This is a genomic window from Dawidia soli, from assembly GCF_018598185.1.
Taxonomy (GTDB): domain Bacteria; phylum Bacteroidota; class Bacteroidia; order Cytophagales; family Cyclobacteriaceae; genus Ohtaekwangia; species Ohtaekwangia soli.
Window position 1 is genome coordinate 178,629 of the sequence record NZ_JAHESC010000003.1, and the last position, 23,243, is coordinate 201,871.

The 23,243-nt window shown below is 52.9% G+C and carries 12 protein-coding genes; 2 read left to right on the forward strand and 10 right to left on the reverse strand.

Annotation, left to right across the window (positions count from 1 at the left end):
- Positions 1–3,057, forward strand: coding sequence for a sensor histidine kinase (locus KK078_RS03360; protein ID WP_254088827.1), 3,057 nt, complete (start codon positions 1–3; stop codon positions 3,055–3,057).
- A 104-nt stretch (positions 3,058–3,161) separates the two neighbouring features.
- A complete protein-coding gene (locus KK078_RS03365; RefSeq protein WP_254088828.1) occupies positions 3,162–4,193 on the forward strand; it encodes a LacI family DNA-binding transcriptional regulator in 1,032 nt (343 codons plus the stop codon).
- 6 nt (positions 4,194–4,199) lie between these two features.
- On the opposite strand, the gene KK078_RS03370 is transcribed toward KK078_RS03365, so the two are convergent.
- The 10 genes from KK078_RS03370 to KK078_RS03415 form a co-directional block, all read right to left on the reverse strand.
- Complete coding sequence (locus KK078_RS03370) at positions 4,200–5,525, reverse strand: sugar porter family MFS transporter (protein ID WP_254088829.1); 1,326 nt, start codon at positions 5,523–5,525, stop codon at positions 4,200–4,202.
- Between the two features lie 53 nt (positions 5,526–5,578).
- Positions 5,579–6,589, reverse strand: coding sequence for a LacI family DNA-binding transcriptional regulator (locus KK078_RS03375; RefSeq protein ID WP_254088830.1), 1,011 nt, complete (start codon positions 6,587–6,589; stop codon positions 5,579–5,581).
- A gap of 81 nt (positions 6,590–6,670) precedes the next feature.
- The gene (locus KK078_RS03380; protein WP_254088831.1) at positions 6,671–9,007 is read right to left on the reverse strand and encodes a GH92 family glycosyl hydrolase; all 2,337 of its coding nucleotides are present in this window, start codon (positions 9,005–9,007) and stop codon (positions 6,671–6,673) included.
- Between the two features lie 8 nt (positions 9,008–9,015).
- A complete protein-coding gene (locus tag KK078_RS03385) occupies positions 9,016–10,416 on the reverse strand; it encodes an SGNH/GDSL hydrolase family protein (protein ID WP_254088832.1) in 1,401 nt (466 codons plus the stop codon).
- A 4-nt stretch (positions 10,417–10,420) separates the two neighbouring features.
- Positions 10,421–12,850 (reverse strand): glycoside hydrolase family 38 C-terminal domain-containing protein, encoded by a 2,430-nt coding sequence (locus tag KK078_RS03390; protein ID WP_254088833.1) that lies wholly within the window; start codon positions 12,848–12,850, stop codon positions 10,421–10,423.
- A 151-nt stretch (positions 12,851–13,001) separates the two neighbouring features.
- Complete coding sequence (locus KK078_RS03395) at positions 13,002–14,516, reverse strand: sialate O-acetylesterase (protein ID WP_254088834.1); 1,515 nt, start codon at positions 14,514–14,516, stop codon at positions 13,002–13,004.
- Between the two features lie 113 nt (positions 14,517–14,629).
- The gene (locus KK078_RS03400; protein ID WP_254088835.1) at positions 14,630–16,921 is read right to left on the reverse strand and encodes a GH92 family glycosyl hydrolase; all 2,292 of its coding nucleotides are present in this window, start codon (positions 16,919–16,921) and stop codon (positions 14,630–14,632) included.
- A gap of 22 nt (positions 16,922–16,943) precedes the next feature.
- On the reverse strand, positions 16,944–18,380 hold the full coding sequence (locus KK078_RS03405; protein ID WP_254088836.1) for a DUF5005 domain-containing protein: 1,437 nt from the start codon (positions 18,378–18,380) through the stop codon (positions 16,944–16,946).
- Positions 18,381–18,398: 18 nt separating this feature from the next.
- Positions 18,399–21,494, reverse strand: a complete 3,096-nt coding sequence (locus KK078_RS03410; RefSeq protein WP_254088837.1) for a SusC/RagA family TonB-linked outer membrane protein — start codon at positions 21,492–21,494, stop codon at positions 18,399–18,401.
- A gap of 34 nt (positions 21,495–21,528) precedes the next feature.
- Positions 21,529–23,241 carry a RagB/SusD family nutrient uptake outer membrane protein gene (locus tag KK078_RS03415; RefSeq protein ID WP_254088838.1) on the reverse strand — a complete coding sequence of 571 codons (1,713 nt, stop codon included), beginning with the start codon at positions 23,239–23,241 and terminating at the stop codon, positions 21,529–21,531.
- Between the last annotated feature and the right edge of the window lie 2 nt (positions 23,242–23,243).

The window sequence follows — 23,243 nt, forward strand, 5'->3', positions numbered from 1 at the left end:
GTGAGATCGATCTGTTTTATACTAACCCTGGCCGTTGGATTATTGCTGCAGGCTCCCGCTTACAGCCAGGAGGCAAGGTTTGTCACGCCTGCTCAATACACACAAACCGACGGCCTCACCAGCTATTATATTACAAAAATAGTCCAGGACCACTACGGCTTTCTCTGGATCGGAACCCAGGAAGGGCTCAACCTGTTCGACGGTGTAAAATTCCAGACCTTTACCAAGTGGTCGCCCGACAACCAGCGCATTCACGGCAGCTTCATCTCCGACCTGATAGAAGATAAAAAACGAAACTGTCTCTGGGTGCTCCTCTCCTATGGAGATGTATATGCCATCGATCTTCAAACCCGCACCGTCACCACCCGGGTGTCACTCGACACCAGCAACCCCGACAACGTAAAATGGAAACGATGCCTGGCCATACAAGGCGACACCCTCTGGATCGGCGGATTCGATTTCGCCGCTGCGTATCATATACCCACCCATAAGCTCACACCGGTAGACTTTAAAGGCAAAAGCACCCTCGGCAAAGACGAGCTGAACATCGCCATGTTATTTATTGACCGGTATGGCCGGGTGATCATCTTCGCCGACGGCCAGGGGGTGATCGTACTGGACAAGCATTTCACCCCGCTGCAGATGATTCACCAGCAAGCCCTCCACAAACCGGAGAACGACACAAAACTTCGGTTTTGGGATGCCGCTATAAAGAATGACGCGCTATACATCGCCAGCAGCTGGGGGCTTCAACAATTTGAAATAACACCCACCGCCATAACACACCTACCGGCGATCAACTACCCGGATACACGCGCGGAACTGCTCAGTATTACGATCTCGTCCGATAGTACGATCCTCTTCTCCGCCCACCACGGCGTTTTTGAGTTTAACTTTCGTCGCCTCAAAAGCACAGCGTTCAAAGATGTAAATCCCGACCGGAACCTCTTCACATCCACCTACGACATCTTTTACGACAGCGCTACACGCCGCGCCTGGGTGGGCACGCTGGCGGGCTTTGCTTCTTTCCCGACCAGGCTGGATCACTTCAAAATGTTCTCCAAGTCCACCACCACCAAGATCCAGCATTTATTCTCCGTTCAGCCCAAATCAGAGAACGAAATATACGCCGGCGATGAGAACGGAATTTACTATGTCGATACCCGCACAAATGAAATCACCAAAATTGATGAAACCGGCTCCAACCTCATGTTATTTAAGGATGCGTCAGGTCATATATTTGTTTCGAATAAAAAAGGCCTTCTTCTGATCGAAGGCAAACAGCTCAAGCCCGCCCGCACCGTATTTCCCGAGTTAAGTCCGCTCGATGCCGACCATCTGAGCTGCGGCATTCAGTATAACGACTCCCTGGTAATTTTCGGTAGCATCATTCAAAAGGGCCTGACAGTATGGAATACCAACGCAGGCAAGCTCAACGTCTACCAGCAGTATTCGAAGACACACGCCATCACAGGGCTCACGATCATCAACTACCTGCACAAAACAACGTCCGGCGAGGTAATGATCCTCACCGAGCGATCGATCATCGCATTCAACCCGCTCACCGGCCATCACACCACGCATACGATCCGCAACACCGCCACGGGCGAAGTGATCAGTAACTTCATGGACATGGGTGAAACAAACGAGCATTATTACATCGGAACCTACGGCGACGGGTTGATCGAGACCACCAAACAATTTGAGGTAAAACGAATCATCGGCGCAAAAGAGGGGTTGAACAATACCTGCATTTACCGCGTATTCCCCTACCGGAACCGTTCCATCATCGCAACGACCAACGACGGCTTATCGGTTGTACACCTCAACCCATTCAAGATCAAAAATTACTTCCAGACAGATGGCCTGCATTCAAACGCCTTCGAGCAACTGTGCGGCTATCAGGATGACCATCGGATCATCACCGGGGGTGTAGACGGGTTTACGATCATCGACCCCTCGCAACTGCCCGTCAACCCCCATCCCCCCAGGTTGTTTTTAAAAAGCCTCCGCATTAATACGGCTGACGGCCTGATCGACACCAGCCACATCGCATTGCAGAAAATGACCATCCCCACCAACACGCTTCGCACGACCATTACATTCTCGGCCCTGAACTATAAAAATCCGAAAGCCACTACCTACGCCTACAAGATCCAGGAGCTAAACAGCGACTGGATCAACATCGGCCGGCAGGACTTTGTAGACCTTATCGGTCTGGCACCGGGCGACTATACCTTTCAGGTCCGTGCAGCCAACGAAGACGGCGTCTGGAACGACACCCCTCTCACGGTGAAGCTCAATTACCTGCCCCAGTGGTATCAAACCACAATCTTCAAAATAACGCTGGTCTTCGTGTGTATGTTCATGATCTACGCCCTGCTGCGGTATCGCATCGCACAGCTTCACAAGCAACAAAAGATCCGCAAGGAGATCGGCAACGACTTGCACGACGACATCGGCAGCACCCTCAACACGCTCAAAATGTTCACCCACCTGGCGATCCGCGACCCCGACAACAAAAGCCACCTCGCGCAGATCGAAGAGTCCCTCACGCAAGCCACGGTCGGCTTGCGCGACATGATCTGGGTACTCGAAGACTCCGAAGACTCAGTGTTTGAGCTGGCCGAACGCATTAAAAAATTTGCCCTTCCCATTTGCGTGGCGCAGGGCATCAAGCTCACCGTAGACGTTCACGCCGACAACGGCAGCAAGCCCCTGCTCAAAACCGAAAAACGAAACCTGCTGCTCATCGCCAAGGAAGCGGTCAACAACAGCATCAAGTATGCAAAGTGTAAAACGATCGATGTATCCCTGGTGCAGAAAAAAAAAGAAATAATCATGATCGTAAAAGATGATGGACAGGGGTTTGACAGGCATGCCATCGACCACGGCAACGGCCTCTTGAATATGGGCTACCGTACACAACAGATCGGATACGCGTTCGATCTTCAATCCGGTCTGAAACACGGCACCCGGATCGAAGTACGAAAACGCATCCCGCTCTTCGCCCGGAACAACTTCCGGGCGCACTCCGCATCACCCGATACCCGTTAAAATCACTTTACGACCCTAAAATTTCCGAATTGCGACGCAAATCGCTTATTTTCACCGGCAGCATCTAAATTGCCGCGCCAGACCCGCACGTTTTACGCCCAGACATGAAAAAGAGCAAAGTTTCGATAACCGATATTGCCGCCCAGCTCAAGATCTCCACGACCACGGTGTCCTTCATTCTCAATGGAAAAGCCAAGGAAAAGAGGATCAGCGACGAGCTGGCGGAAAGGGTTTTAAAGCTCGTGGAAAAGGTGGGCTACCGGCCCAACCACTTTGCACAAACGCTGCGCACCGGTAAGACCAACATCATCGGGCTTATGGTCGAAGATATTTCAGACCCGTTCTTTGCCAGCCTGGCCAAACATATCGAAGACGTTGCCCTGCAGCGCGGCTATAAAATCCTATACTGTAGTACCGAGAACGGAAAGAAACGGGCCCAGGAATTCCTCCGCATGTTCGACCAGCTCGGCGTCGACGGCTACATCGTCACCCCTCCGGCCGGAATAGAAGACGACCTCAGTGCGCTCATAGCAAATGGCAAAGAAATAATACTGTTCGACCGCTATTTCAAAAATGTAGCAACCGACTACGTCATCACCGATAACGCAGAAAGCGCCTATGAAGGCGTTAACCACCTCGTAAAGCAAGGCTATAAAAAAATCGCCTTTATAACGCTCTCGTCACGTCAGCAGCAAATGACCGGCCGCCTCAAGGGCTACGAGCGCGCTATGCGCAAATATGATCTACCGGCGGTAGTCCACAAACTTGCCTATTCCGCCAACCGGGCCGAGTACATCGAAAAGATAACAGACATCGTCAAACAGGATCCCTCCATCGACGCCATACTCTTCAGCACCGGCTCGCTGGGCCTGAGCGGCGTCGAAGCACTCACCCACCTCGACATCAACATCCCCGACCAGATCGGCGTGGCATCATACGATGACCCCGACCTGTTCCGCATCAACCGTCCGACCATCACCGCCATTGCCCAGCCCATCGAACAACTCGCCCAGGCATTGATCACCCGACTCCTGAACAAAATAGCCGAGCCCTCCAAAAAGGCCCGTAAAGAAAAACAGGAGATCATTATACCCGCCACATTGATCCCGCGCGAGTCCTCACGCCGAAAGGCCTGAGCTTCGTTACTTCACAGAAAGCGTCTCTTCCAACTCCTCCAGTGAAACTCCTTTTGTCTCCGGCATGATAAACGCCGTAAACAACAGCTGCAGCACCATCAGGAAAGCAAAGCCGCCAAAGATCATCCAGGACTGGAAAGCGTTGATCAAAATGGCCCCCAACAACGTGATCAGCGCCGCTAACCCGTTGAGCACGCCCATACCCCAGGCCTGCCCGTAGGCCCTGACGGCGGTCGGGAAGATCTCGGACATATACACAAAGATCACCGCGCCCTGCCCCACAGCATGAGAAGTAATGAACAGTAGCATAAAGACCAGCATAAAGACCGCCGGCGCGCCGATATAGAATCCATACGCAACCATGGTCAAACTAATAATATACCCAAGCGATCCCACATACATAAGCCGTCGCCGCCCGATCCGATCGATCAGATAAATACCCACCAACGTAAACACCACATTAACCACGCCAATGGCAACGGAGCTCAACAGTGATTGCGCCATACCGGAACCCGCTTTTGCCAGCACCTCCGGCGCATAGAACAGAATAAAACTGATCCCCGAAAACTGGTTAAAGAAGGACATCAAAAAAGACAATACCAGCACGCGCGTATACTTGCGGGAGAAAAGCCGTTCCGCATGAACACGGGAAGGCTCTTCCATATGGATCGCGTGAAGCAACCGATCGGCCTCTTCCCGGGTGCTGATCCGGTCCAATACACGAAGTGCCGTCGCGGTATCACCCTTGCGCAAGATCAACCACCGGGGACTTTCGCTGATACTAAAAAGCAATAACGTGAAAAGGCTGTACGGCACAACCATGATCCCCAACATCCACCGCCAGTTGCCCGCGCCAAAAGAAATCGCAAAGAAATAGTTAGAGAGGAACGCCAGTAAAATGCCCAGTACAAGATTTAGTTGAAACAACATGCCCATCCGGCCCCGGTGCCGCGGATCGGCAACCTCCGATATATAGGTTGGCGCGGCAATCGAGCCTATACCCGCACCAAGCCCGCCGACAAACCGGAAAAAAGAGAACATATACGGATTCACGGCAAGCGCCGTACCAAGCGCCGACGCAACAAACAAACCGCCTACCAGGATCAACGTCTTCTTCCGACCCAGCTTTTCCGTAGGGTACCCTCCCAACAACGACCCGGTAACACTCCCCCAGAGCACCATGGAAATAATAAATGTTCCATGAAACCAGTCCGAGGTGTGCCACAATTGTTTCAGCGGAAGATTGATCCCCGATATAATAACCGAGTCAAACCCAAAAAGAAAGCCCGTGATGGAGACGATTAAAACACACAGAAGCCCCTTACGTTTCATAGCACATACAAGATACAGGCGTTTTCAGGGTAATTCAACGGTTACGCCGTGTGTCAGGAAGAATTTCTGGCGATCAGGAGCGTCGGCAGCGTGATATTCTTGACAGAGGGCTGCTCACTGTTTTGCATGCGCGCCAGCAATGTATCGATCGCCGTCTGGGCAATCTCTTCAATGGGCTGTGCAACGACCGTAATATTGGGTTTATAGATCCGGAAAAGATCGTGATCGTCAAAAGACACCACCGCAAGGTCGTCCGGGATCTTCAACTCCAGCCGGCTGATGGCCTGCAGGCCGCTAATGCCCAAATAGTTCGTACCGAACACCACTGCATCCAGCTGCCGGTTCTTGTCCAGGAACGCCTCGATCTCGCCGACATAGCTCAGGTAATGCTCCCGGAAAGGCAACGGAAAAACGCAGGGCGTCAGACCGTGATCGGCAATAGCCTCGTTATACCCGATGACCCGTTCCTCCTTCTCCGGCTTGTCCAGTGCCAGTGCCACCAGGCCGATATTGGTAAAGCCCCGATCGATCAAATGCTTTACCGCTTCGTACATACCACCCCGGTTGTCCACCATAACCGAGTCCGTAACCTTGTTCCCAAACTTCCGGTCAAAGAGTACGACATTCATCCCGCGTTCCACCATCTCCTTGATCTCCTTCTCCATGCCGCGGGTGGGAGCGATAATACAGCCGTCGACCCCCATCGTGGTAAACATCGACAGGAACTCCTTGCCGCGCTGTTTGTCGTTCTCCGTGCTGCAATACGCGATCTTATAGCCGTTTTGATAGACCTTCTCTTCGATCCGTTTGGCGATGCTGGCATAGAATGGGTTCGAGATATCCTCCACCATCAGACCGATGATGTTGATTCTGCCCGTCCGCAACCCCTGCGCAAATTGGTTGGGGTGGTAGCCCGACTTCTCCGCGGCACTCCGTACCCGCTTGATCAGCTTGTCGCTGAACCGGCTTGCCTGCGCCTCACCGTTCAAAATGATCGAGACCGCCGTTTTTGAAACGCTCAGCTTCTTTGCTAAATCTCCAATAGACGGTCTGGCCTTTTTCATGCTGATCTCCAATATCCCCGGGCACATAACAGGGGATCTTTACCTGCCAAAAATATAAATTAAGTTGACATCACGCATTCCCTAGCGCGCATCCGCACCAAAATGTTCGTTGGGCTTGTCCCCCATCACCAGGTGCAGCTCGCCTCCCTTTACAATATCTGCAAAGTCGATAAAAGTCTTGTTATAGTCAGCGCCATTTAACGTGGCCCGCTGAATATAGACATTGGTGGGACTATTGTTCTCCGCCACGATGGTAAACTGCTTACCGTCATAGTACTTCGGATCCAAAGCAATCGACACTTTGTCAAAAACCGGGCTGGTAATATCGTACTGGCTCTTTCCCGGGCACACCTGGTACAAACCGGACGCCGCCAGCACATACCAGGCCGACATCTGCCCTACGTCCTCATTCCCCACCAATCCCTCCACCGAATTCTGATACGCCCGGCCGCAGATCTGCCGCGTCCACTTTTGTGTGAGCCAGGGCGCTTTTACATAATTGAACAGGAACGGAACGTGGTGCACCGGCTCGTTGGCGTGATTGTAATACAGGTTCCAGAGAAAATCCTTGGGCGCCTGCTCAAAGAAATGAACAAGATCATCCTTCACCCGGGCGTCGCCCCCCATAAGCGCTACCATACCCGGTATATCCTGTGGCACAAACCAGCCTTGCTGATACGGGTTGCTTTCAATCGAACCCAACCACTCTTTCAAACGCCCCTCTTTGGGCCACGCTTCCCACGAGCCATCCTCCTTGCGCGGCCGGAACCAATTCACCGAGTCATTAAAAATGTTACGGTAATTTTGGCCCTTTGCCAGGTAAACCTTCGCCAGGCTGTCCTTGCCCATTGCAGAGGCCAGCACACCCGTGCACCATTCGGTATACGCATACTCCAGCGTGTTGGAAATTCCCAGCGACTGGTAGAAGTAACCTTTGTCACCGTTGCCGAACCGCTCGCTGGTCTTCACCGCCAGGTCGAGCAACGCCTTGTCGTCCACTTTTAAGATCCCCTTGTTATAAGCATCCGCCATAACCGAAATCGCCGGGTTACCGATCATACAGCCGCTGTAAGCATTCAGCAGTTCCCAACGTTCCAGGTAGTCACGATTGGATTCATGCGCCAGCGCGATCAGTGAATTGGACATATCGTTCACCAACGATGGGTTGATGATCGTCTGCAACGGAAACTGGCTGCGGAACACGTCCCACCCACTAAAGATCGTACGGCGCGTATAGCCCGATGCCTGGTGTACTTTCCCGTCACCCCCTGTAAAGCTGCCGTCCACATCGGCGAATGCCCGCGGGTCGATCATCGTGTGATACAGGGCTGTATAAAAGATAGACTTCTCGTCATCGGTGCCACCGCTCACCGTCATTTTGCCCAGCGCGTCATTCCACACATCAACAGCACGCTGACGTACCGCATCAAAGTTCCAATCCGTAATCTCAGACTCCAGGTTGTGCTGAGCCCCTTCCATGCTGACAAAGGAAATACCCGCCCGGAGCATGACCTGCTCGTTCGCCGTACTCGGAAACTCGCTAAAGAAACCCAGGTGCTTACCCTCCGCTTCCGTCGCCGAATCGAGGACGTTGGCTTCTGCCACCCGTTGCTGATACCGGTCGCTCTCGACATCCTCGCGCTTGCGCGTCCACTGGTCCGGAATATCGGCACTCCACACACCAAATTTCCGGAACGGCTTATTGAACTGCGCATAGAAATAAACCGTATAGTTCGCATGACCGTCACCATTACCCCAGCCACCGCCGTCCGGCGTGCATTGCATCCAGCCCTTGATCGTATGATCATCGACCACCTTCACGTACTGGCGCACGGACGTACCACCCACCCGCCGGGCAAGGTCGATTTGAATACGGGCCTGGTCGTGTTGCGGAAAGGTAAACCGCAGCATGCCGCTGTGCGGTGCCGCCGTCGCTTCAGCCCGAACGTTGTAGTCACTTAACAAAGTGGAGTAATATCCCGCCGAGGCTTGCTCCTGGTCTTTCGCATAATGCGAACGGTAGCCTGTATTTGGACCACCTTCTTTACCGCGACTGGTTTTGAGCGGCCCCGTGGTAGGCATCACCAAAAAGTTACCCAGGTCGCCGTACCAGCCGATCCCGCTCATCTGGGTAAAAGCAAAACCCTCGATCGTAGTATGCTCATAACTATAGCCGGAGCCGTTATCCCCCCCTGTAATGGTATTGGGGCTCACCTGTACCAATCCATAAGGCGTCGTAGCCCCCGGAAAGGTCTTCCCGAGGCCATGATAGGTACCGGCCTTACCCGTACTGGTGCTGGCCCCGATAAAAGGCCGCACATACGCGGCCGGTAGATCTCCGCCCGTATCCGGTGTTGAAGTTGACTTACAACCTGTCAGCAGTGTGATGACAAAACACCATTGCGCTATCCGTCCCATAACTATCACTATTTTGTTTTTCCTGTACCTACCGCAACGATTTCGATCCGGTGACTCTTGGGTTTATTCATATCGTAGATCATATCCACCAGCAGCTTCATCTGGTCCACATACGACTGACGCACCGCGGGAAACCGAAGGCTTTCATAGGCACCGATCTTTCCGGCAACCGTCCAGTCTTTCTTCGCCTGCTTACTGGCGAGATCGTATGCCGCCTGGTCATCTTGAAAGAGCATGCCGCGCGACAGGAAAAAATTGAATTGCAGGCCGTAATAATCGCGCAGTTTACCCTCGATCTCTTTACGCGCCTGATTCAGATTCGCCACCTGCACCGCTTGTTTATATTGAGGCGTTCTTACGACCAGGGCAAGGTTGACGCCGGCCGCAAACTCTTCCTTCTTCCAGGTACCCATCACGTTACCGTCGATCTTCAACTCATATTGCGCCGCCGTAAGCCCTGTAACACGCAGCAGCTCCTGGTTGAAGTCTTGAATAAAGGGAACTACCGCCAGGGCATCGGATTGTTTTTGATCACTTCCCCACATACGCGAAGCCGAATCGACTGGAAAAGGTAACGCCTTCGCCAGGTAGTCGAACGCCACGTCGTCCGTTACAGCAAGTCCATTAACATCGGCGCCGTTGTTTTTCTTAACCACCTTCTTCCGGGCATCTATCTCTACCTCCGCCAGTGGCACGCCGCCCAATCCCTGCGCCTTCAGGAACAGATAGGCCATCACCAGGTGCCCGCCGTTACCGGGGTGGATGCGGTCTTTACCAATGATCGTAAACTCCGGCGTGCTCTTCTGCCCTTCCAGGTTGATCTGCTGCATCGGGTAATACAGATCGACAAAGGGCCACTGATTCGCCGAGGCTGCTTCCTTTTGGAATGCAATAATACGTTCCATCGCCTTGCTCTTACCCGGAAAATAATTGTCCTTATTCTTCATAGTCTCGTCATAGGGGGGCGACGACATCATAACTTTCTGCGCGGGCAGAGCCTTCAGCTTCTCCACCAACGGCAGAAAGCTCTCGCGTGAAGCAGCGACCTTCTTGTCTGCCTCTTTCGCCGGTTCGGCACCGTTGTACTCAAAGTAACCCGAATCATTCATACCAAACGTCAGCACAATGGTCGACGGATTGCGCTTGACCACATCCTCATCAAACCGCGCAGCGATGTCTTTCACCGTATTGCCGCCAATGCCAACGTTCATCACCTCGATCCGTTCACCGGGAAAACGCGTCATATAGTACAACCAGACATAAGACTCATAGTAGCCCGCCTCGGTTATGCTATTGCCCACAAATGCCACCCTGCTCCCGGTGGGAAATTTCTGAAGGGACTGCGCGCCGGTCATCAGGGCACTGCCCGAGAGGATACCGGCAAGTATCATATCTTTCAAACGCTGCATATACTTACTTGGATAATTTCATTTTAATAGTACAAATCCCAAACTGCGGCACCGAGATGGCCACCGTGCTTTTTCCATCTGCCACCACAACCGGCAGTACCCGCCGCACATCACCATTAAGCTCGACCTGCCGGGCCTCTTGTACGACACCCTGAACAACCGCCGCCCCGGACGACTCCTTCGCCGACACATTAAAGATCCTCACCAGCACGTCATCGCCCTCCATCTGCAATGAGCTTACTTCCCACCCTTTACTGAGTGTCAGCCACGACTTGCTCCAGGACGCCGGCTTCTCGCCAGACACGACCGCCACCAAAGGCTCATTCCAGCGAGTAGCCGTTTCACTCACGCCGGCAGCATCCCATTTTTGCGCGTGCGGCACCAACGCGTAGTGAATTCGCGACGGACCTGAAAGACTATAATTTCTACCCCACAACGCTGTACCCGAATATTGAAGGGTCAACGCCAACGGATGATCCGCACCCGAAACATAGCTGGTAGTATGATCGGTCAGCAAGGTCATGCCGTAGTCACCGGCGGCATCTTCTGCATCTACCCACCGAAGCGCTACGTTGTTTTTAATACTGTCCCACCGGTCAAAGTACGTATTCTCCAATGCGCTCGCTGTCACATCGAACGGTGCGTCTTTATAGATCTTCGTTTTACCGAGCGTCGTGGGAAACACGGCCAGCAGCTTATACCGGTCGTCGTAAAACGCCTTCTCGGGATTCTCGGCTTTAAAACCTGTGGCCTGCGAATACTTGCCGATCCCGGGATTTCCTTTCCAGTCGATTATCAGGTCGATATCGATCTTCGGATCATGCTGGTATAGCGTCACCACCTGGTAAAAAGGATGCGGCCCGATCTGCCCGGCAATCTGCAATCGCGTCTGCAAAGGTCCGTCCTCCAGCACGCGGATAGTGGCAGGCTTATCCGTACTCGACAGAAAAGCATTCTCATCATAAAAGAAGCCCCGCAACTCGTTAAAGCTTCTTGGATGCGAGGCGTCTACAAACTCTTTATTTTTTAAAGCCTTTGCCTGCAGGCCCTTAATAACACCACCACGGGCAGGGTCGATAACGACGCGATAAAGGCGGGTATCGACAATGTAGGTGTTATCCTGACCACCCGTGACATGCCCTACTTTTGATGTATTTGATTTCTTTTTTTTAACCCGATAGGTCGAGTAGCCCAACGCAGGAACATGTGCCAGGAATGATAACTCGCTATAATACCCATGCTCGAACCGGCTGAGCTGGGACTCCAGCCAGTTGCCATGTTCATCCTGAATGCCCCATGAACTCGCATCCGCGTGGGCAGCCAGGGGAACAGAGACAAGTTCATGCCGATCAGCGGCCGTTGTATTAAACACTCGAACATATTCCCCGGCCGCACGAATGCTCCGCATACTTTTCGACGCCGCCGACCAAACTACAGAATCACTTGCCTGTACCGTGAATTCCGTCCAGTCCTGTGTCATATCCGCCCAGGTATGCCCAGGCTTTCCGTTGTAGGGAACGATCCAGCAATCATGATGCTGTGCCAGCAGCAACGTCCGCCAGGCACGGTCAAATGCCTTCTTCGGATAAGCCGTACGTCCCTCCAGCGCACGCAGCGTGGCGACCTTTTCCGCCATCACGATCTTATTCTCCGCAACCCGCACCTGTTGCGCCAGCCGCTGCAACACCTGCGATCCCCACACCAGGCTCACAAGCATATCCTCCTGGCTTACCCGCCACGAGTCGCGGATGGATGAAGTACCGGCTGTCGTAAAGTAATTCCGCCAGGTAGTATACAGCGAAGGCTGATACGTCGGCTTCGCCACCCCCAGCCACGGGCCGCCCCGCCAACCGGCATCCTGTAAACACATGCCCACCGGCGAGGTGATATTGTCCCGAAGACAGGCCTCGATATACTCCTGCCCGTTACCCCACGCCGTCGTCTGCCAGGTCGACCCCGGAAACAGCTGCTCACAACGGTAACGCGGCACCGTCGGGATCGCCGTACCATCCGGCCCAACCCAGTTTACAATACCTGCGCCATACGCCCGCGTATACCCACCCCAACAGGTATTGGGATTTTTCAGAGAGGCATAGGTAAACCCGAATGACTTCAGAATTTGCGGCAGGGCACTCGTGAAGCACGGCTCCTCTGAGCTATAGGTACGAAAGTCAACGGAGGGAAAATGTTCTTTCATCTTTTCGATACCGTAGGAGAACTGCCGGATAACACTCTCGCCCGTAATATTATACAAGTAAGCCTGGCCATACGCCGGATTCACAAACTCAACACGCTCGCGGACTCCCGGCTTTTGCAACGCCTCTTTAAACGCAGTATACGCCCCCGGATCATATACCTTCACCGAATCCCACGTTTCCGGCTCAATCTCCAGGTTGATCCGCCACGCCGGATGCTTCTCCAGCTGCTCGACCATAAACCGCGTTTGCCATCGTGGATAATGTCCATAGACGCCTCCATGGTAGCCGTCGACAAAGTAAGCCGTCTGCGCACGACCAACCCCGCCTCCCAATACCAGGCAAAACCCGATGAGAAATAATCCTTTTATACCGCCTCGTACCATACTATCATTTCTGTTCACGCCAGGAATCCGTTCTAAAGGGCACTGCCGGCAGACCGTTGCCGTTTTCAAGATTAGTCACCGCATAATTTGTAAAGGCATACCGAAGTGCGACAGGCCGTTTGACCTTGGCCGAGCGCACCTTTACCTGGCTCCCGACAATGACCGCCTCCGCCGGATAGAACATACCATCCGCACCCGCCAGCGAAAAGAACTTCGGAGCAGAACCATCCTTCGTCCTCAATCCCCCCGCAACGGTCTCCGGCAGGTACGTAACCAACGCGGTGCTTTTGTCAAATGTCACGGTCTTCATCTGTGGCCCCTGATACATCACCGACAACTGGTTATATGTCCGGTGCAACGCCGTCAATGCCAGGCGTATCCCTACCGGCTTTTTATTCTTCGGATGCAGGTCCTTCGCTTCGCCGACATCCATCGTCAGTACCATACCGGTATTGTCAAGCTTCAAGATGTTGGCCTGCGCCTCGCGGAAGAAGGCATAGTCCGCCAGTTGGGGATTCTCCTGGTCCCAGAAGAACGGAGCCACCTGCACAAAATAAAAGGGCAGCTCTCCTTGTGCAAAATCAGTCCGCCAGCTCCGGATGAGTGTATGCATCAGGTGCGTGTAACCACCGCGTTCATTCCGGTTGGACTCGCCCTGATACCAGCAAAAGCCGCGAATCGAAAGTCTGACAAACGGGTGGATCATGGCATTGTACAGCAGGAACGGCCGGGTAACCTTCTCAAAAGAAAACCCACCATCGATAACCTCACGTGATTTTTCACTGGTCAGGTACGGCTGCAAATAAGCCGAGTCCAGCAACGGATCGGCCGCCAACACCTCGCGGGGCACATACGCCTGTGCTGCCGATGCGCCAATACCCGAAAAGATAACACCAACGGGCACGTTAAGCGTCGTGTGCAACTGCCGCGCAAAGAAATACGCAACAGCGCTGAATCTCTCCACCGTCTGCGGTGTACACACTACCCACTGTCCCTTCACATAGTCCAGCGGCGTATTACTAAAGTTCAGGGCCGCATTAAAAAGCCGGATGTTCCTATAATCCGCCTTCGCAACCTCCGTTTTACCATCCAGTATATCACCCACCGGCGATTGCATATTGGACTGCCCACCGCAAAACCATACCTCACCGATCAGTATATGGCGTAGAACAACGGGTGCCGCTGTACCACTGGATATCTGAAGTGTATGTTCGCTGAAATCTCCCGGCTGCACCCTCGGCACCGGTATAATCCCCACAAAATCACCCTGATCGTTGGCCTGTACAACGAGCGTGGTTTTTAACCAATCGGCTTCGATCTTTACCGGTTCGTACCGGCCGGCCTTGCCCCACACCGTAAAAGGTTTGTTCTGCTGAATTACCATGTTATCGGTCAACACATCGGCAAATCGCAGCACCGGCTGTCCACTCGCCCACAGGAAACTCCCCGACATCAGAAATACGATCAGCCAACACCGGCAACCCGGCATAACCTTACTCAAAATCGATCTTATCTTCACGTTATACTATTAACATCAAAAATATCAATCTTTACCACGCTGGCCGATAACATCACTACCGGAATAGATACCGTTCGTGTAAAAGGTTACCGGAAGCGGTGCCTCACCTTCGCTTAATGCTCCGGGTTCGATACAGAAAAAGGCTTATCCCGCGCATCCGTGCCCCGGTCGAGCGCCGGCGTATCACTCATCTCGAACTGTAACACACCGCCGTCCATGATCGTCTGGTACGTGATCCAGTTGTGCGTATACACTTTCCCGTTCAACAATGCCGATTGGATATAAACACGGTCTTCGTGGTTGTTACGGGCGTCGATCACAAACTTCTTCCCGTTCTCGAGGGTGATCGTCGCCTTCCGGAACAATGGACTGCCGATGACATATTGATCCGTTCCAGGGCACACACTGTAGATACCCAATGCGCTCAGCACATACCACGACGACATACCACCCTGATCTTCGTCGCCGGGAAATCCGTTTTCCGTAGCGTTGTACAAGCGTGTCATAATGGCGCGCACCTGCTTCTGCGCCTTCCACGGCTGACCTGCATAATTATATAAATACGGTGCGTGCTGAACAGGCTGATTGCCGTGAGCGTATTGCCCCATTTTCGCCAGCACCATTTCCCTCATCTCGTGGATGGTCTGACCATACGTACCAACCTTGAACGTTGAATGCATGGTAAACAATGAATCCAGCTTCGACGCGAAGCGTTTCTCACCTCCCATTAAATTGATAAGCCCCTGCACATCGTGGAAGACAGACCAGGTGTAATGCCATGCGTTTCCTTCCGTAAAAGGCCCACCCCACTCGATCGGGTCAAAGCCGGGAAGCCATGAACCATCGTTCTTCTTTCCGCGCATAAAGCCAGTAGAAGGATCGAATACAAACTGATAGTTCATCATCTGTCGTTCAAAGACCTTCTGGTAAAAAGTATTACCGGTGGTCTTTGCCAATTGATACGCGCAGAAATCGTCGTACGCATACTCCAGCGTTTTGGCCGTAGACTCGTGATAGTCAGGATAGGGAACGAATCCAAGGTCGAAATAGGGCTTGAATCCTTCTCTTCCGTTGGCGCCACCCCACGGCCCCTTGTTTGTAACTTCATGAAGATAGGCGCCCAGCGCCCGGGCGGGATCGAACGTGCGAATGCCCTTCGCCCAGGCGTCTGCCAGCAGCGAGATAGAATGGTTACCCACCATGCCGCCAGTCTCACCCGGGTTAGACCACGATGGAAGCCACCCACATTCCTGCTGCGCGCTTAAAAGGGCCTGCATGTACCGGCCTTGCTGGGCAGGATGCAAAATATTACTCAACGGAAACTGCGAGCGGAACGTATCCCAGAATCCATTGTCGGTATACATGTAGCCTTCATGTATCTTGCCGTCATACGGACTGTAATAATGAGGCTTATTGTCCTTGTCATACTCAAAGAACTGTCGCGAAAACAGGTTGGCCCGGAACAGGCAGGAGTAAAATGTCGCTTTGTCCTTCTCGTTGTCACCTTCCACCAATACCCTGTTAAGAAGCGTATTCCAGCGTTTGAACGCAGCGTCCTTTGTCTGTTCGAATTTCTTATGAGACCCCAGCTCCTGCTTAAACGTAAGCTCCGCCTGCTCCGGGCCGATGTAGGACGACGCCACGCGCACCTGTACTACCGCGCCCGGCCTGAACTGCAGATACGCTCCTTTGCCCGCACCTTCGTCTAATGTGTTGCCACTTTGGATCTTGCCTTCTTTGTTCTCCCACGTACCGTAGGCCTGAAAAGGCTGGTCGAAGATCATGACAAAGTAATTCCTGAAATTCTGCGGTACAAAACGGCCGTTGTCTACCCAGCCGATGATCTTGCGCTCGCCGGGAATTATTTTGACATGGCTGTTCTTCACATAGCCATCCAGGACAAGGAAAGCATCACCCTTCGGAAAGCTGAACCGGAACTGCGCCCCACGCTCCGTCGGAGACATCTCCGTGCGAATGCCGTTATCGAATTTTACACTGTAGTAATGAGGCTTTGCCGTTTCATTGGCGTGCGCAAAGGCCAGCGCACGTTCTTCCTCCTTAACCGTCAGCTTACCGGTACCTGGCATCAGGGAAAACACGCCGTAGTCGTTCATCCACGGACTGCATTGATGAACCTGTTGAAACCCGCGGATCGTTTTGGCTGTATATTGATATTTCCACCCGTCACCGCTCTTGCCGGTCTGGGCAGACCAGAAATGCATGCCAAAGGGAAGACCCGTCGTCGGGTAAGTATTGCCATACGACAGGTCCCAGGTCGAGTTCGTTCCCTGCAGTGTATTGACATATTTCACCAGGTCAACCTCCTGCGCCGATACACGCACACACAGTCCAGCAAAGATCAGGGCAAAGGCCGCACGGCGAAACAGATCACATTTTATACGCATCACTTAGAAAAAGGTCTTTTCTTTAATTACTCTCCCAGTTATACACTCGTACGAAATACGGCCGGTAGTTATCGGCACTTCCCGGAGTATTGAAGTTATCGCCAAAATCAATCGGGTTGATGTTGTACGATATCACCAGCTCCCCTTCCTTCGACAACGCATGGTGAACCACCGCGTTGTACGTAATAAAGGCCGGATCGGCATCTTGTGTATACTTATCAGGGATCGTATACAGTGTGCGCTTGTTTGTGAAAGGACCGGTAGGGCTTGTACTTTCATAGATGAGGATCTCCAGGCCGAAACAGGTTGCCTGCGTCACGAAATAGTATTTATCGCCTTTCTTGAACACGTTCGCCTGTGTGGCGGTGCCGTCGAGCACGGCGATGTATTTGCTGTGATCCGTCGGCGCGGTAGATACCCAACCATCGGTGGTATAATATTCCCATGTGCCACGCAGGTCCTGCCCGGGAACACGGGCTACGTAGATCTTAGCGGCGCAAATACCGTAGTTCTCCTGCGTGTACATGTAGGTATAGCCGTCATCAGCTTTGAAGATGCTGCCATCCCACGCCAGCTCCCCTACATATTTATCCTGGATCAGCTCCTTGAAGTTCATCTCCGTATCGAAAATCGCAACGTCGGTGGAGACGTGCACGCCGGCAAAGACCGCCGGTTGGATCTGCCCCATGAGCATCTGTACCTCGCCATTGATCACCTGAGAAGGACCACCCCAGTACCATTTATCGTCATCGTTGTCATTGGCGCCAGGATACCGCACCCACGTGTCGGTATTCTCGTTAACACCGGGATTGAGCTGAACATAGCTGTACAGCGACTTATTTTCCTGGATAAATCCCGCGTTACGCGCAAACGTGTTGTTGGAACGCGAGCGATTATTATCGATCAACCCAAAGAAGCTATCCTGAAAAGACCATAAGAGCGATCCATCGGGCAGCTCCGTAGTCACACATCCGTCGCCCCCGTTCCATCCGGAATAGCGGGTGAGGTATTTATTATAGCTCAGGTCATGATACACCGTGAATTCCGGGTTCCAGCCTCCTGTATTCGGAATCAGCTCCAGCAGGATCGCCTCCGGATCGCCGGTGAGCTCCACCTCGACCGTCCATTCGCTTGTCTTGCCCGATTCGGACGTTACGACATAATTAACTTTGTTATTCGTCTTGAAGTTAACCGTAGTCCCCGACGCGGGAACGATCGTGGCGTTGGAAGAAATACCGATCGCAGGAACCACATGCTCCAAATCCGTATCAAATGGCAAGGTGACGTGAACCGTTCGCTTTGCTTTATCGATCACGGCGCTGCCGACCTGTCCCGGAACGCTGTAGGAAACGATGTTGCTATACGGGAACACGACGGTGCCCGTGTCGTCATCCTTGCATCCGAAGATCACCGATGCCAGAACGACCAGGAAGAATATAGACTGCTGACTTCTTTTCATGTGGATTGTTGTTTTTTATTAGAAACCTACCTGCACACCCACGTTCACAACGCGCTGGTTGAGGTACGCGTCACCCGCGGTGTTTGTCGAGATCTCCGGGTCCTGCTGATACTTTGAAAAGTTGGTCCATGTCAACAGGTTGTACGCAGTAAGGTAGAACCGTACGTTGTTGACGTTTTGAGGCACCAACCTGTCCGGCAGCTGATAGCCGATGTTCACCGTCTTCAGACGCACAAAACGCGCGTCGATCAACCAAAAGTCAGACGGGTAAGCGCTTCCGCTGTTCACCGTCGTGGGGTTGCTTGTCAACCGGGGAAACTCCGCGCTCGCTGCATTGTCAGGCGTCCACCGTTTAAGATGTACGGGCTGAAACTGGCTTTTGAAAGGTTCAATGCCGGTACCTACCACGCTGAAGCTGTAGTTGAACGATCCTTGAAACAACACCGATACGCTGAATCCCTTGTAGCTGGCGCCGAGGTTCAATCCAAGCGTGGTATTGGGCAGGTTCGGTTTGCCGATAGGTCCCTGATCGAAGTTGTCGATCACACCGTCGTTGTTCAGGTCCTTATACTTCAGGTCGCCTGCCTGGATGGGAGTACTGGTGAGCGGCGCAGCAACATTGTTGGTGGCATCGCCGTCGCTGTTTCTGGCAATATCTTCTTCGGAATAAAAGCCGATATACGTATACCCGAACGGTTGATTGATGGCCCGGCCGGTTGCCGCCAGCCAGGGGTATGCCGGGCGTGCCTCATCGTTGTACAACACCTTGTTCTTCGCAACGGAAAACACAAAGGACGATGTCAGGTTCACCTGCCCGACCTGCGTCTGATAGTTCACAGAACCGTCGAAACCCTGGTTGCTGGTCTCCGCAATGTTTGTGGGAGACGTGCCGATACCGATGATGGACGGAACACTGCCCCGGTTCACCAGCTGGTCATAGCGGAAATCATAGAAGTAATCGATCGTAAACGAGAGCTTGTCACCAACGATGTTGGCATCAAGTCCTATGTCAAACTTCCGCGCCTTTTCCCAGGTAACATTGGGGTTGCCGAGATCGCCTTCACGAATGGTGCTAACACCCTGCGGAATTTGCCCGAAGGCATAGTTGCCGCCCGGAGCGTAGTCCTGCGTAAACAGGTAGCGGTTTCCGAAGGCAACGTCCGAACCCACCAGACCATACGAAGCCCTCAGCTTGAACAGGGTGAAATAAGGAACGGCATTCTTGAAAAAGTCCTCCTCGGAAAGGCTCCACCCCGCTGCGATCGCAGGAAAGAATCCATTTCTTTTATCTTTCCCGAAACGGTCTGTGCCGTTATAGGCGCCGTTGAAATCCACCAGGTATTTATTCTTGTAGTTGTAGCTGATCCGGCCGGTGTAACCACGGTAGTTGAACGGCACTTTCGAAGGACTGGCGAAGGGCTCTGCCAGCACCGTGGTGCTTTGGCGATTGTATAAAGCCATGACCTTGAGCGTGTGCACATCGTTGATCACTTTATCATAGGTCACGAAAGCCTGCAGGTTCGTGTTCTTGGAGTATATGCTGGTGTATCCATACACGGCATACCCGGCGTAGTCGTAGTTACCGCGGGGGTCGATCGAGTAGGAGCCGTCTACGGAGTTGTAGTGATACGTGGGGATACCATATCCGGGAGCGTCGCCACGCGTCACCTGCCGGCTGTTTTCTTCGATGCCCGAGTAGGCAAACGTACCCTTCACGGTAAGGCCCGGTGTAATGAAATCCAGGCGTTGTGTCGCGTCCAGGAGGATGTTGGAATCCGTGCGTCTGGTGCGCGTATAACCGCCGTTGGCGAGACGCGCGTTGAGCGTGGGCAAGTTGTCCTGCGTATCGAACGCGTAGGCATAGGTGCCGTTCGGATTGAGGACAGGGGCCGAAAAAGGCCGGATCTTCTGAAAATTGTAGATCTCCGAAACCGCGTTCTGATTGCGGGGCTCGTTGATGTTCGAAAAACGGGCCGTCATATCCAATCGCAGATCCAACGTTTTGGTTACCGCAAAGTCCAGGTTGGTGCGGTAGTTGAACCTCCTGTAGAAGTAATTGGTGTTCACATCGCTCTGTGGTCCGGAAAAATCCTTTACCAGGCCATCCTGAGAAAATGCACCGCCCGATATAAAGTACTTCAGTCTGTCTATACCGCCCGATACGTCCACATTGGCATTGTGCTGCCAGGCGTGTGTTTTGAAGATCTCCTCATACCAGTTCACATTCGGGTGTCCGTACGGGTCGTTGCCTGTCCGGAATGCATCGAGATCGGCTTGCGAGAACCGCGGCTGAAGACCGTCGTTCTCATAGGCCTCGTTCATCAGCAGGGCCGAGTTATAGGAATCCAGGAACTTAGGTTTTCGTACAGGCGTCTGAACGCCCGTTTCCACGCGCAGATTCACCTGCGGCCGCCCGGCTTTACCCCTGCGTGTTTTCACCACCAATACGCCGTTGGCACCTTTGATACCATACACCGCGGTAGTAGACGCATCTTTCAGAATGGAGATACTTTCAATCTCATTGACGTTGATCTGTTGAAGCTGCTCATACGAGTATTGTACATCGTCAACGATGATCAGTGGCTGGTTACCGGCAGCATTCAATGAGCTTACACCCCGGATGAAGAAGTCGGACGCATCCCGGCCGGGTTGGCCCGAACGCTGTACCGCAAAAAATCCAGGCATTCTTCCGACAAGCGAGTTCTGAACGTTAGAGTTCGGTACCGTGCGGATCTCCGCAGCCTGTACGGAGCTTACCGCACCCGTGTTGGTAATCCGCTTGGTCTCACCATAGCCGATCACCATCACTTCTTCCAGCGTGGTAAGGCTGCTGGTCAGCTTCACATCCACAAATGTTTTTCCTTTCACGGATACCTCTTCCGTGGCAAAACCGATAAACGATATCACCAGGATATCGCCGTCATCTGCCTTGATCGTGAATTTCCCGTCGCTGTCCGTCGTCGTACCGACCTGCGTGCCCTTGATCAGGACACTTACACCCGGAAGCGTCTCGCCTTCCACTGAAGCAACTTTTCCCTCAATGGTGTGATTTCTCTGCGCAAAGGAGACTGTCACCAAGAGAGAAAAAATAAAAATCAGTAAAATGTTTTTCATGTCTATAGATTTTTTTCTTTGATGATTTCCTTTACTACCACTGCGGGTTCTGACTCATATTGCCGTTCTTGATCACCTCATCGAATGATATCGGATAGAAATATCTTTTTTCATCGAAGGTTGCATTCTGTACAGGCACGATATTGTAATTCAGCACCGTCCCGGACTTCACAATAACCACTCCATTGACGGGAGTAGAGAATACCTGCTCGGCAATTTTCCAGCGACGAATGTCCCAATAACGATGCTCTTCGAACGCCAGCTCGATCCGGCGTTCATTTCTGATAATGGTGCGCATTTCCTCTTGCGTAAGGTCGTCTTCGAGACCATAGGTACCACCCCCCGACTGGATGCCGGCACGCTCACGAATAGCCCGTATCATCTCATAAACTTCCGTCGTAGGCCCGGCGAACTCGTTCTGTGCCTCTGCATAGTTCAACAGGATCTCTGCGTACCGGAACACCACCCAATCGTGCGGCGTATTGCCGTAGTTCTGGGCAGTCTCGAATTCTCCCATGAACTTTCTCAGATAATAGCCGGTCTTGGTCTGCTGAACCTGTCCGCCCGGCCGGTGACGGCCTCCCTGAAATGTCTCTACGCTCGCATTAAGCCACATCGAACCGTTATGGATCACGGTCTGGTCAAGCCGTGGATCACGGTTAGCATAGGGGTCGGCAGGGTTATAGCCCGATCCCGGATCCGTAATAAACTTCCCGTCTGCCATGAGGAAGGCATCCACCAGGTTTTGCGATGGACTGGTGCGGCCGAGACCCTGATTGGAGCCGGAAAAGCCCACGGGACCGTTATTCTTCTCGATGTTGGTATTAGCTCCTCCCGAACGGAAAAAGATAGTCTCCCCGTTGCCATCGGTAATGAAAAGTTTCGCAAAGCTCGGTGCGAGAGAGAAATATGTATTCTGATCTATAAAGTCTTTTGCCGCATCGGCAGCACGCTTCCAGCGGCTCACGTCATAGTTCGTGTACCCCGTCAGCGCGTTGTCCGGATCAACGTTGCCTCCGTTGTACAGCGGGCTGGCGGCATACAGCAGTACCCTTGCTTTCAGGGCAAGCGCAGCCTCTTTCGTAACCACGTGGCTGTTGGCATTCGGATCGGCGATCGGGTGCGTACGAAGGCTGTCTTTGATGGCGTCACACTCGCTTACGATGTAGTCCACACATTCCTCGAACGTGTTTCGCGGCAGCTCCACATCTTCACCTAGCTCCAGAACACGGTTTCCCATCAGCGGCACGCCACCATAGCGCTTCAGCAGCTCGAAGTAATGCATGGCCCGGATAAACCGCGCCTCGCTTTTCCATACTTTCGCCATCGGAACACCGCTAGGAAGCTTGTCTCTCAACGGCACCACCTCAATATTGGTGATAAAAGTAGTGGCGCTTCGGATGCCCGCGTAATAATTTGCCCAGCGCATGTCGCTTGGCACCTGCGACACGGCATTGTATTGCCCGGTGCCCAGCTTGGTGATATCCACCACTACGGTAGCCGACGATACAGCGTCGTCTGATGCGGCATCGAGGTAGTCGTCCCCCACCCGGTTGTGTCCGTTCTGCAATTGAGAGTACACCGTCGTCAGATATTGCCGGGCATTTACACCGAGCGAATCCGTTTTGCTGAAAATAAAATCGATGGTGTACTGCTCGACCGGGAGCGCTTCAAAATCATCGTTACATGAAGAAGCCAGCGCCAGCGCACCGATAAAGAAAGAGAATTTAAGTATTCTATGCTTCATAA

Coding starts and splice junctions, on each gene's coding strand:
- KK078_RS03375 (WP_254088830.1), bottom strand. CDS start 6,589: ATGAAAAAGGCCAGACCGTCTATTGGAGATTTAGCAAAGAAGCTGAGC.
- KK078_RS03390 (WP_254088833.1), bottom strand. CDS start 12,850: ATGGTCGAGCAGCTGGAGAAGCATCCGGCGTGGCGGATCAACCTGGAG.
- KK078_RS03370 (WP_254088829.1), bottom strand. CDS start 5,525: ATGAAACGTAAGGGGCTTCTGTGTGTTTTAATCGTCTCCATCACGGGC.
- KK078_RS03415 (WP_254088838.1), bottom strand. CDS start 23,241: ATGAAGCATAGAATACTTAAATTCTCTTTCTTTATCGGTGCGCTGGCG.
- KK078_RS03410 (WP_254088837.1), bottom strand. CDS start 21,494: ATGAAAAACATTTTACTGATTTTTATTTTTTCTCTCTTGGTGACAGTC.
- KK078_RS03365 (WP_254088828.1), top strand. CDS start 3,162: ATGAAAAAGAGCAAAGTTTCGATAACCGATATTGCCGCCCAGCTCAAG.
- KK078_RS03380 (WP_254088831.1), bottom strand. CDS start 9,007: ATGGGACGGATAGCGCAATGGTGTTTTGTCATCACACTGCTGACAGGT.
- KK078_RS03400 (WP_254088835.1), bottom strand. CDS start 16,921: ATGCGTATAAAATGTGATCTGTTTCGCCGTGCGGCCTTTGCCCTGATC.
- KK078_RS03385 (WP_254088832.1), bottom strand. CDS start 10,416: ATGCAGCGTTTGAAAGATATGATACTTGCCGGTATCCTCTCGGGCAGT.
- KK078_RS03405 (WP_254088836.1), bottom strand. CDS start 18,380: ATGAAAAGAAGTCAGCAGTCTATATTCTTCCTGGTCGTTCTGGCATCG.